An 11,711-nucleotide genomic window follows, 5' to 3' on the forward strand; every position below is an offset into this window, starting at 1 on the left:
GTCCAGGCCAGCGTCCGCGGCGACAGGCTCTCGAAAAACGTCATGATGCGGGCGCTGAAGCCGGGCATCGCCTTCGGCGCCTGCTCCGGCTCGGCCTCGATCGCGGCGAACAGCTTCTGCATCGCGCGCATCGACGGCGCGCCGAGGCTCTCGTTCAGCGCGATGGTTTCGGCATATTCCTTCTGGATCTCGGCATATTGCCGGGCGAGATCGCCGTCCTGGGCGAGCGCCTCCTCGACGCGCCGCGTGTCGCGCGCGCTCAGCGTGCCGGCGGCGTACCACGGCAGCAGCAGCTCGATGTCACCGGGCTCTTGCTCCAGCATCTTCTTGCTCAAAGCCATCATGGCCAGCCTCTTTCAATGCCGGCCGCCTTCAGGAGTTCGGCCAATTTCTTGCGCGCATAGAACAGGCGCGTCTTGACGGTGTTTTCCGGAATTCCGACAATCTCGGCCACCTCCTCCACGGACTTCTCGTGGTAGTAGACGAGATCGACGATCTCCCGGTGGTCAGGCGAAAGCGCGGTCAGGCACTTGCGCAAAGCTTCCCCGGTATTCTTCTTCTGCACCGCCACTTCCGGATCGTCGGACGTATCCTCGATCGCGTTCGCGGCGTCGTCCTCCAGCTCAACGTCCTTCCGGCGTCGAAGTGCCGAGAGGGCCTTGAACCGCGTAATGGCCAGGAGCCAGGTTGAGACGGCAGAGCGGCCCTCGAACTTGCCGGCCTGACGCCACACGTCGAGAAAGACCTCGCTGATGAGATCCTCCGCGACCTGTTCGTCCCGCACGAGCCGAAGCCCGAAACGGTACACCCTAACATGGTGCCGTCCGTACAGCACCTGCATGGCGAGCCGGTCGCCTTGAGCGATCCGGGCAATCAGGGTTTCGTCTGACGCCGCTGCTGTCACGCTCAATGGCCGTCTCGCAAAGTTGGTCTGGAGGAAAGAGCTCGGGGTTCGAATACAACCGCAAAATTCCTCAAAATACCGGAAAGATACATCCCGGGATGTGAGGTGGCGCACAGATGCGCCGGTTTTGCAGCAACGACCGGGGCGATTGCGCCCGCCGGCTTCCCGCCTTCCATGTTACGTCCCCGCCCCACCCGCTGCGCCGCCTGCAAAGCCGTAAATTCCCTGCCGCGGCACGACGCGGCGTCGATGTCGCCCCGGTTCCCTAGATACCAAAGTTAAAGGCTTTCCCACGTAGATTTTCAGTTGAACCCCGAAGAAATGCGAGCAAATGGACACGACGGCGCCGCCTTATCCAAATGCCAATGCCGCCGAGGCGGATGGCTCGCGCGCGCCTCAGGCGCCCGATCTGCGCACCCGTCGCGCCGGCCGCCGCCGGCAGATGCTGGCGATGGTCGCCGGCTGCTACGTGATCGATGCGGTCATCCTGTTCATCTACGCCCAGGCCGGCACCGTGCCGTCCACGATCGCGCCCTCCTATGCCGCGATCGGCGTGCTCACCGTCGCTCTGTGGACGGTGCTGTCCGAAAGCGGGTTCAACGACCGCTTCCTCGACCATTATCTGGTCGTGCCGCAATCGATCGTCAGCATGATGATGACGGTCGCGTTCTGCTACATCGCGCCCGAAGTCAGCATCGTCTTCCTGTGCACGCTCTATTTGGTCGTCGCCTTCGGCTCGCTGCGCGCCACGCCGCGCCAGAGCGCGATCTGCTGGACCTTCCTGGCGCTCGGCCTCGCCGGCCTGTTCCTGCTGACCGACAAGCCGCTCGGCATGCCCACCGGCTCAGGCCTGGAGCGGCTCGCGACCCTCCTGGTCTTCCTGCTGACCATCGCCGGCTGCATGTTCCTCGGCATCTTCTCGTCCGGCCTGCGCGAGACGCTGTATCAGCGCGGCCAGAAGCTGCAGGAGGCCTATCGCCGCATCGAGGAGCTCGCCGAGCTCGACGAGTTGACCGGCGCGCTGAACCGCCGCTCCATCATGCACGTGCTGGACAAGGAGATGGCGCGGTGCCGGCAGGCCGGCAAGCCGTGCTCGATCGTGCTGCTCGATCTCGATTGGTTCAAGCGCATCAACGATACCCACGGCCATCCGACCGGCGACGAGGTGCTGCGCACCTTCGCGATCACGATGTTCGCGAACATTCGCAGCAGCGACCATTTCGGCCGCTACGGCGGCGAGGAGTTCCTGCTGGTCCTGCCGGGTGCGCCGGCGGAGCCGGCGGCCCGGCTGGCCGAACGGCTGCGCCAGATCGTTGCCGATCTCGACTGGAGCGCCTTCTCGGCCGGGCTGCAGGTCACGTTCTCCGCGGGCGTGGCGACGCTGCGCGGCGACGAGACCGCCGATTCCCTGCTCGCCCGCGCCGATCATGCGCTCTACGGCTCCAAGGCCAATGGGCGCAATCGCGTCACCGGCACCTGAGCCTCCATGCCTGCGAAGCCCGCGCCCACCGACAGCCTGCTGGACGAGTTGGAGGACACGCTCGCCCACGGCACCGTGGCGCGGCGGGTCGAGACCCTGCGCAAGGTGACGGACCTGTTCGTCGATGGCGCGGCGGATTTCGCCGACGATCAGGTGGCGCTGTTCGACGACGTCTTCGAATGCCTGATCGACCATATCGAGGTCTCGGCGCGCGCCTTGCTCGCGAGCCGGCTGGCGTCGATCGATACGGCGCCGCCGCGCACCTTGCGTCGGCTCGCCGATGACGACGCCATCGAGGTCGCCGGTCCCGTGCTGTCGAAATCCGAGCGGCTCGACGACGCCGTGCTGATCCGCACCGCGCAGACCAAGAGCCAGGCGCATCTGCTCGCGATCTCGATCCGCCGCGTGCTGAGCCGGGCCGTCACCGACATTCTGCTCCGGCGCGGCAATGACGCGGTCGTCCAGAGCACCGTCAGCAATCCCGGCGCCGAATTGTCGGAGCGCAGCGTCGACACCCTGGTCGATCGCGCGGCGCTCGACGAGAATCTTGCAGCCTGCCTCGCCATGCGGCCCAACCTGCCGCGTCACGTCTATCTGAAGCTGGTGTCCAGAGCCTCGGCCACGGTGCGCGCGCGGCTGGAAGCGGACAATCCGAAGCTCGCGCAGGAGGTGTCCTCGGCGGTGCGGACGGCGGGACGCCGCGCGCGGTCGAACGCCGTGGCGCTGACCAGCCAGACCGAGATCGCGCACGCGCTGGTGCGCTCGCTGCATGCCGATGGCCGGCTCGACGAGCAGCTGGTCGCCCAGTTCATGGAGCAGCGTAAATTCGACGAGGCCAATGCCGCCGTCGCCGCGATGGCCAACGTGCCGATCGCCGTGGCCGAGAGCGTCATGATCGAAAGTCGCGCCGAAGGCGTGATGATCCTCGCCAAGGTCGCCGGCCTGTCATGGCCGGTGGTCGAAGCGATGATCCTGATGCGCGATGAGCTGACGGGCGCGGCGCCGTCCGACCTCGCTGCCGGCAGGCTCACCTATGAGCGGCTGCGGCGCTCCACGGCGCAGCAGGTGCTGCGCTTCCACCGCGTGCAGGACGCGGCCGTGCCGGCGCAGGCGTGAGCGAACCGCGATCTCAGTAGCGCAGCACCCGCGCGCCGATGGCCGCTCCGAGACCGGCGACGATGAGCGCCGCGATGGTGTACCAGGTGGCGACGAACAGCGGCGAATCGTCGTTGCAATGCGCGGCGTAGAGCGTCGCCGCGATACCGGCCGATACCAGCCCGGCGACGGCGCCGGCAACCGCCGGGCGCGACGGCGCGCCATGCCGCAGGCCGAACAGCGCGGCGGCGAGCACCGGCAGCGACAGCACCGGGATCGCGCTCACGCACAGCATGGAATTGTGCCCCACCATCCGCTCCATCATCGGCACCCGCTGCGGCAGCATCATCTCCGTCGCGATGCCTCCGATGAGGACGATGACCGGCGCGATCAGGAGCCAGCTCCAGCCATGCAGCGTGGCTTCGGGGCGCGACAGATGCAGGCTGATGATCAGCGCCGGGATCGCCAGCGCCGAGGTCACGATGAACTTCAGGTCAAAGAAGGGATTGCGCACGGCGAGCCAGATGTCGGGCCGGATGCCCAGGCCGATCAGCAGCATCGCCGTCGACACCGGCGTCGCCGCCATCAGCGCCAGCGCCATGATGATGCCGACCGGCTGCGCGCGCTGCGCATTGTCGGCGGCGAGGGTGCGGATGAGCTGATCGGTGTCCATGATCACGTGTCCCGTAGCTTGGCCGTGAGGCTCGCGAGCGCCCGGTGCAGCGCCACCCGCACCGCGCCTTCGCTCATCGAAAATTTCTGCGCCGTCTGCTTGATCGAGGACGCCTCCACCGCGATCGCCTGCAGCACGTCCCGCTGGCGCTGCGGCAAGGTCTTGAGCTGCGTCTCGACCTCGCTGGCGGAAACACTCGGCGCCGGCGGCTCGTCCGCCAGCGTCTCGGCGAAATCATCGATGTCGACGAACACCCGCCGGCCGCGCCGGCGCAGCATGTCGATCAGCTTGTTGCGGGCGATCGCGAACAGCCAGGGCGCGAACGGCGCGTTGACGTCCCAGGTGTGCCGCTTGAGATGAACCGCCAACAGAATTTCCTGCACGATATCCTCGGCCTGATCGGGGGGCTGACCGGCGCGCGCGAGCCCGCGCCGCGACGCTGCACGCAGCACCGGCGTGATCGCCTTCAGCAGACGATGATAGGCCTCGTCGTCTCCGGCGACGGCCTGGCGCATCCAGCCCGTCCACTCGTCGTCACGCTCGCGCACCTACGCTCCCACCCCCATAGGTTCGTCAGGACCTTCCGATTGTTACCCGCGACGGCACTCATCACAAATTCGTGATAAGCAGCTCAGCCTCGGAACCAGCCGAGTTGCGCCACACAGAGAGCACGCGCGCACGCAAGTCTGGAACCGCTCTTAGCATCGAATCGATCTTTGGAGGATCGGACTTCCGCGTGAAAGGACCAAGGCCGTCGCCTAAATGGGGCGCCGCCTCCCTTTTGCCGTGAGCGGCAGGAAGATACCCATTTTCTGCCCCGATCTCGACACCTGTCGGGGTCTCACTCTGTCACGGGGCTGGCAGGGTGGGGAGAAGACCTGAATGACGATCCAAGCCAGTGGACGTACCGCATTCATCATAGCCGCCGCGTTCGTCCTCTGCCTCGCCGGCACGGGATCGGGACGCGCCGCTGATTCACAGACCTTCAGCCCGTTCCTGCCGGTCGGATCGGACGGCGCGCAGGCCGCCAAGCAGGACGCTTTTCCTGCGCCGATGACGACCGAGGCGCAAGCCGCGCCGGCGTCTCAGGCCGCCGAGGCCGAATCAGTCGCAGCCGAGCCGACCACGGTGAACATGGTCACTGTCAGCAGTGATGACGGCTCCGGCTGGGACAAGGCCTCGATCATCGGCAAGATCTTCATCGCCTGCGGCACCCTGCTCACCCTGGGCTCGGCGGCGCGGATGTTCATGATCTGACGCTCCGCCTCCCCTACTTGATGCGCATTCGTTCAGCGGGCACATTGCCCGCTGTTTGATTTGCGGGGTGGAAACATGAGCGTTTACGAGCACATCATCGTCGAGGGCAAAGGCGCGGTCGGCGTCATCACCTTGAACCGGCCGAAGATGCTCAATGCGTTGTCGTTCGGCGTCTTCCGCGAGATCGCCGCGGCCGTCGACGACCTCGAGGCCGACGACGCCATCGGCTGCATCGTCATCACCGGGAGCGAGAAGGCGTTCGCCGCCGGCGCCGACATCAAGGAGATGCAGCCGAAGAGCTTCATCGACATGTTCTCGAGCGACTTCACCGCGATCGGCGGCGACCGCGTGGCGCGCTGCCGCAAGCCGACCATCGCCGCGGTCTCCGGCTACGCGCTCGGCGGCGGCTGCGAGCTCGCGATGATGTGCGACTTCATCATCTGCTCCGACACCGCCAAGTTCGGCCAGCCCGAGATCACGCTCGGCACCATCCCCGGCATCGGCGGCACGCAGCGCCTGACGCGCGCGATCGGCAAGGCCAAGGCGATGGACCTCTGCCTCACCGGCCGCATGATGGACGCCGCCGAGGCCGAGCGCTCCGGTCTCGTCAGCCGCATCGTGCCCGCCGACAAACTGATGGAGGAGACGATGGCGGCCGCCGATAAGATCGCCGCGATGTCGCGCCCCGCCGCCGCCATGGCCAAGGAGGCCGTCAACCGCGCCTTCGAGACCCCGCTGTCCGAAGGCATGAACGTCGAGCGCAACCTCTTCCACGCCACCTTCGCGCTCGAGGACCGCGCCGAGGGCATGGCCGCCTTCATCGAGAAGCGCAAGCCGGTGAACAAGAACAGGTGAGCGAGGCTACGCGTAGCCCAAGTGATTTTCCCTGAAACCGATCGAGCGCAGCCCCGCGAGCAGTGCGCCCCTTCTCCCTGTCATTAGCGGGGAGAGGTTCGGTGTGAGGGGCAGCCACACGCACCGGCCTTGCGGAGAGTCCCTCTCACCCGGATCGCATCTGACGAGGCGATCCGGCCTCTCCCCGCAAGCGGGGCGAGATGCAGTGAAGAAGCCGCAACTGGCTCGCAAATCAGGACCCGATTCGCACCACCGCACTCCACCATCGCCCGTTCACGCACCCGCCTACCGCGCGACCGCCTCACCGGCTCCGCGACATCACCGTCTGTGGCGCGACCGCCACAACAAACCATGGAAAAGCCTGCCGGATTTCACATCGACGGTTTGTGTGTGGCCGCTCGCCGACTTAAACAGGTAAACGAATGGTTAAGTCAGTGGGACGCGGCGGAGTCGGATGGTGGGGCGGGCCAAGCAATTTGGCGTCGGCAGGGTGCGCGCATGGCGGCGCGTCCTCGGGCTGATTCTCGCGGCCGGCCTCGTCGCCGTCTGCTCGCCGGCGCGCGCCGAGGATCTCGCGGCCGCGCTCGCGAAAGCCTATCAGACCAACCCTGCCCTCAATGCCGAGCGCGCGCGCCAGCGCGCCACCGATGAGAACGTGCCGCAGGCGCTGGCCGGCTACCGTCCCCAGCTGGTCGCGAGCCTCAGCAGCGGCCTGCAGGCCGTGCGCAATCTGCTGCCCGGCAACACCATCCAGACGGCGACCTTGAAGCCCTGGACCATCGGCGTGACGGTGACGCAGACGCTGTTCAACGGCTTCCGCACCGCCAACAGCGTGCGCATGGCCGAGCTGCAGGTGCAGTCGGGCCGCGAGGCGCTGCGCAATGTCGGCCAGGGCGTCCTGCTCGACGCCGTCACCGCCTACACCAACGTGCTCGCCAACCAATCGCTCGTCGAAGCGCAGAAGTCGAACGTCGCCTTCCTGCGCGAGACGCTGACGGTGACGCAGCGCCGTCTCAACGCCGGCGACGTGACCCCGACCGATGCGTCGCAGGCCGAGGCCCGGCTGGCGCGCGGCCAATCCGACCTCAACGCCGCCGAGGTCAACCTCGCCATCAGCCAGGCGACCTATGCGCAGGTGATCGGCATGACGCCGGGCCAGCTCCGCGCTGCCGATCCGATCGATCGCCTGCTGCCGCGCTCGCGCGAGGATGCGGTCGCGCTCGCCAACAAGGAAAATCCGGCGGTCGCCGCCGCGAGCTTCGACGTCGACGCGGCATCGACCTCGATCCACATCGCCGAGGGCGCGCTGCTGCCGAGCGTGACCTTGCAGGGCAGCGTCAGCCGCAGCCGCGATTCGGACCAGACGCTCGGCACCTTCGGCACGGACCAGGCCTCGATCGTCGGCAGCGTCACCGCGCCGATCTATGACGGCGGCACCGCGGCGTCGCAGACCCGCCAGTCCAAGGAGCTCGCGGCGCAGAGCCGGCTGGTGCTCGACCAGGTCCGCAACCAGACCCGCACCGCCGTGATCAGCGCCTGGGTCGCCAACGAAGGCGCCAAGGTTGCCGTCAGCGCCTCCGAGGCCGAGGTGAAGGCCGCCACCGTGGCGCTGCAGGGCGTCTCGCGCGAGGCGCAGGGCGGACAGCGCACCACCGTCGACGTATTGAACTCGCAGTCCGACCTGATCCAGGCCAAGGCTCGCCTGATCGGCGCCCAGCGCGACCGCGTCATCGCCTCCTACACGCTGCTCAGCGCCATCGGCCGGCTCGACGTCAAGAACCTCAACCTGAATACGCCGGACTATCTGCCCGAGGTCCACTACCACCAGGTCCGCGACGCCTGGCACGGCCTGCGCACGCCGTCGGGGCAGTAGCGCGCCGTCGGGTGCAAGCTAGCCGAGCCGAGGTGAGCTTCGCTTTCCTCGAGCAGAGTGAGATGGGAGCATGTCGCCTCATCCTCGATGTCGTCCCGGGCAAGCCGGAACGGCGCGCACGCGCCGTGGAGGCGCCGACCCGGGACCCATAGCCACAGGACGATGTGGTGACACGAGATCGGAGCCACGCGTGTGCCGCTACACGGATTGCTGTGGTTATGGATCCCGGCGTTCGCCGGGATGACACCGAGTTTTTTGCCGCGCTGTTCGCTCTTGCCCCCTGCGCCGCACCGGTTCACGCTGATCCCACGACACCACGCGCGTCACGCTCAACGCACGCGCGGCATCCGGGGAGACCCACCATGTTGAACCGCCGCAGCCTGCTGCTGGCCTCGCTCGCCGCCGGAGTGACGATGACCACCACAGCGCGCGCCAAACCCTCACAGCCCGCCACGCCAGTCGATTTCGACGTGCCGGCCGACGCCTGCGACTGCCACACCCACATCCACGGCGATCCCGAGAAATTCCCGTTCGCCGCCAACCGCGTCTACACGCCGGAACCGGCCTCACCCGAAGAGATGGCCGCCCTGCACAAGGCGCTGCACATCAGGCGCGTGGTGATCGTGACGCCGAGCGTCTACGGCACCGACAATTCCGCGACGCTCTACGGCATGAAGGCGCGCGGCAACGACGCCCGCGGCGTCGCCGTCATCGACGACAAGACCACCGAGGCGCAGCTCGAAACCATGAACGCCGACGGCTTCCGCGGCATCCGCCTCAATCTCGCGACCGGCGGCATCAACGATCCCAATGTCGGCCGCGCCCGCTTCCAGGCCCCCGTCGAGCGCATGAAGGCACGCGGCTGGCACGTTCAGCTTTACACGACGCCGACAATGATCGCGGCAATCAAGGACCTGGTGATGCAATCGCCGGTCACAGCGGTGTTCGACCATTTCGGCGGCGCGCAGGCCGAGCTCGGCCTCGAGCAGCCCGGCTTCTCCGACCTCGTCGAGCTCGTCCGCAGCGGCAAGGCCTATGTCAAGATCTCCGGCGCCTACCGCGCCTCGACCCGCGGCCCGGACTACACGGATGTCATCCCATTCGCAAAAGCGCTGATAGCAGCCAACCCCGACCGCATCGTCTGGGGCACCGACTGGCCGCACCCGGACTCCTCGCCGCATCCGGAATTGAAGGTGACGGATGTCAGGCCATTCTACGCGATCGACGACGGCCGCCTGATGAATCAGCTCCCGGTGTGGGCACCGGACGCTGCGATAAGGAAGAAGATCCTCGTCGACAACCCCGCGCGGCTATACGGGTTTTGAGACGCGAGCGCGGCCTCAATCCCCGTCATTGCGAGGAGCGAAGCGACGAAGCAATCCAGTTTGGTGGGCGGGACTCTGGATTGCTTCGCTCCGATCGCAATGACGGTTTGGGCAGGCAGCCTGCGCCACTCTCCGCCGTCATCGTCCGCGAAGCGGACGATCCAGTACGCCGGGACGGTCGTGATCATACCGATACGCCGTGGCGTACTGGATGCCCGCCCGCCTACGCGGGCATGACACCGAGTTTTTGCCGCGCATGCTTTGCCGTGGCCCGCCTGAGCGCAGCGACATGCGGGTTCTCACGCGCTGTGCCGGATAGCCCGGGGTCGCTTCGCTCGCCCGGGCTACACGCCGCGAGTTCAACGCTCGTAGGGCGGGTTAGCGCAGCGTAACCCGCCGCAAGACTCTCCTCGACCTCAGGACGGATTACGCTGCGCTAATCCGCCCTACGCGTCACGTCAGCGACCGCTCGATTCTCAGACCGCACGGCCGTGAACATGTCCCAGATCGCGATGAACATCGCCGCGACCACCGGGCCAATGATGAAGCCATTCAACCCGAACACCTCGATGCCGCCCAACGTGGAGAGCAGCACGACATAGTCCGGCATCTTGGTGTCCTGCCCGACCAGGACCGGACGCAGCAGATTGTCGACGAGGCCGATCACCAGCGCGCCATAGGCGATCAGGATCACACCCTGCCAGATCGAGCCGGTGGCCAAGAGATACAGCGCGACCGGAAACCACACGATGCCCGCGCCCACCGCCGGGAGCAGCGACATGAACGCCATTACCACCGCCCACAGCAGCGGCGCGGTGATGTCGAGGAACCAGAAGATCAGGCCGCCCAGCGCGCCCTGCGCCAAAGCGACGACCAGATTGCCCTTCACCGTGGCGCGAATGACGATGATGAACTTGGCAAGCAGTGCGTCGCGCTGCTCGTCGCGGAGCGGGATCGCGTCAGCAATGTGCCTCGACAGGCGCTCCTCATCGCGCAGCAGAAAGAACAGCAGATACAGCATCAGGAACAGGCTGACAAAGAACTCGAAGGTGCCCTGCCCGATGTTCAGCGCCTGGCCCGCAATGACCTGGCTGCCTCGCAGCAGCAGCGCCGACAGCCTGTCCTTGAGACCCGCGAAGCTGCCGAGCCCGAACCGATTCAGCAGATCGACGATCCAGGTGGGCAGCGCATCCAACATCTTCTGGAAATACTGGGTGACATCGAGCTGACCGCCCTGCACTTGTCCATAGACACCGGCCGCCTGCTGCGCCAACGCCGTACCGATCAGCGACAATGGAATGATGACGATCAGGATGACGAGCAGCACGACGATGGCCGCCGCCAGCCCATCCCGGCCGTGCATCGACTGTGACACCCGGCGATGCAGCGGCGCGAACACGATCGCGCCGACGACGCCCCATAGCACGGCGCCATAGAACGGCAGCAGGATCCAGCCGAGCGACAGCGTGATCACGAACAGCAGGAACAGGAGAACTCGGTCTTCGAAGCTGCGCATTCAACTTTCCAGTCTGGCCGCGATATCTCGACGCACCCAGAGCTTTCGCACATCGCGAGCCCGGGATAGCCCGTTCAATAGCCGTCAACGCGCGAACGCGCCATTCGGGCTCCAACCTGCTCGCGAGATCAAGCGCCCGACACGCGGCATCCACGATCGTATCGCAGCCATATCACGCTCAGTCTGAGGAACGCACGCTGCCTCCCCATCGTCATTCCGGGGCACGCGCAGCGCGAGCCCGGAATCCATAACCACAACCGTCCGAGAGGGAGTGGGCTGAGCGTGGCCCTCGCCTCGCGCGGCGTCGGCCGTTCGTGAGTATGGCTTCCGGGCTCAGCCGCTGCGCGGCTGCCCCGGAATGACGGCTGAGCAAGTGGGAGGGCCGTGCGCCAAAACGCTGATTTCACCAGCGCTGCCAACCACCAAGCCGATTTCAAGAGCCCCCCGCGAAAAATATATGACTTCCGAAAATCAGCAAATCATGCCTATAACCTCCGCGTTCCGGTCCGGATGAGGGGCGTACGCGTCGTCACGACACGTTGGGCCGGCAATGCGGTGGACGTGAGGGCATCGGCGCGCGTGATGTGCGGACGAGCGATGCACTGACGTACGCGAAGTCGCGTGGTCCTGGCCTCCCGGTGCTGAGGCCAAGGTGTGCGGAGGTCTGACGAGCTCCGCGGCCGACGGGGTCAACCAAGCCGGTCCCCGGGGAGAGCGCGTATAAGCGTGAAAA

Annotated in this window: 10 protein-coding genes and 1 pseudogene; 6 read left to right on the top strand and 5 right to left on the bottom strand. The window is 66.5% G+C overall.

Features of this window, described 5'->3' with window-relative positions:
• Together BRAO375_RS10435 and BRAO375_RS10440 are read right to left on the bottom strand one after the other, a co-directional pair.
• Positions 1-344, bottom strand: a pseudogene (locus BRAO375_RS10435) (hypothetical protein); the annotation flags it as partial.
• Complete coding sequence (locus BRAO375_RS10440; protein WP_009027432.1) at positions 341-910, bottom strand: sigma-70 family RNA polymerase sigma factor; 570 nt, start codon at positions 908-910, stop codon at positions 341-343. The pseudogene BRAO375_RS10435 and the gene BRAO375_RS10440, both read right to left, overlap by 4 nt.
• A 325-nt stretch (positions 911-1,235) precedes the next feature.
• Here BRAO375_RS10440 and BRAO375_RS10445 point away from each other — a divergent pair, with 325 nt between their 5' ends.
• A complete protein-coding gene (locus BRAO375_RS10445) occupies positions 1,236-2,384 on the top strand; it encodes a GGDEF domain-containing protein (RefSeq protein WP_009027434.1) in 1,149 nt (382 codons plus the stop codon).
• 6 nt (positions 2,385-2,390) lie between these two features.
• Positions 2,391-3,500, top strand: a complete 1,110-nt coding sequence (locus BRAO375_RS10450) for a DUF2336 domain-containing protein (protein ID WP_009027435.1) — start codon at positions 2,391-2,393, stop codon at positions 3,498-3,500.
• Between the two features lie 13 nt (positions 3,501-3,513).
• Here the strand turns inward: BRAO375_RS10450 and BRAO375_RS10455 are convergent, their stop codons facing one another.
• The gene (locus BRAO375_RS10455; RefSeq protein ID WP_009027436.1) at positions 3,514-4,152 is read right to left on the bottom strand and encodes an NrsF family protein; all 639 of its coding nucleotides are present in this window, start codon (positions 4,150-4,152) and stop codon (positions 3,514-3,516) included.
• Positions 4,153-4,154: 2 nt separating this feature from the next.
• A complete protein-coding gene (locus BRAO375_RS10460; protein ID WP_083842459.1) occupies positions 4,155-4,700 on the bottom strand; it encodes a sigma-70 family RNA polymerase sigma factor in 546 nt (181 codons plus the stop codon).
• A 334-nt stretch (positions 4,701-5,034) separates the two neighbouring features.
• Here BRAO375_RS10460 and BRAO375_RS10465 point away from each other — a divergent pair, with 334 nt between their 5' ends.
• The 4 genes from BRAO375_RS10465 to BRAO375_RS10480 all read left to right on the top strand — a co-directional run bounded on the left by BRAO375_RS10465 (position 5,035) and on the right by BRAO375_RS10480 (position 9,462).
• Positions 5,035-5,409, top strand: coding sequence for a hypothetical protein (locus BRAO375_RS10465; protein ID WP_009027438.1), 375 nt, complete (start codon positions 5,035-5,037; stop codon positions 5,407-5,409).
• 75 nt (positions 5,410-5,484) lie between these two features.
• Entirely contained in the window at positions 5,485-6,264 is a 780-nt protein-coding gene (locus tag BRAO375_RS10470; protein ID WP_009027439.1) for an enoyl-CoA hydratase, read from the top strand.
• A gap of 454 nt (positions 6,265-6,718) precedes the next feature.
• Positions 6,719-8,137, top strand: coding sequence for a TolC family outer membrane protein (locus BRAO375_RS10475; protein WP_009027440.1), 1,419 nt, complete (start codon positions 6,719-6,721; stop codon positions 8,135-8,137).
• Between the two features lie 362 nt (positions 8,138-8,499).
• Positions 8,500-9,462, top strand: coding sequence for an amidohydrolase family protein (locus BRAO375_RS10480; RefSeq protein ID WP_009027441.1), 963 nt, complete (start codon positions 8,500-8,502; stop codon positions 9,460-9,462).
• Positions 9,463-9,898: 436 nt separating this feature from the next.
• Here the strand turns inward: BRAO375_RS10480 and BRAO375_RS10485 are convergent, their stop codons facing one another.
• Positions 9,899-10,978, bottom strand: coding sequence for an AI-2E family transporter (locus tag BRAO375_RS10485; protein ID WP_009027442.1), 1,080 nt, complete (start codon positions 10,976-10,978; stop codon positions 9,899-9,901).
• Positions 10,979-11,711: the final 733 nt, after the last annotated feature.

The organism is Bradyrhizobium sp. ORS 375 (assembly GCF_000239775.1).
Taxonomy (GTDB): Bacteria; Pseudomonadota; Alphaproteobacteria; order Rhizobiales; family Xanthobacteraceae; genus Bradyrhizobium.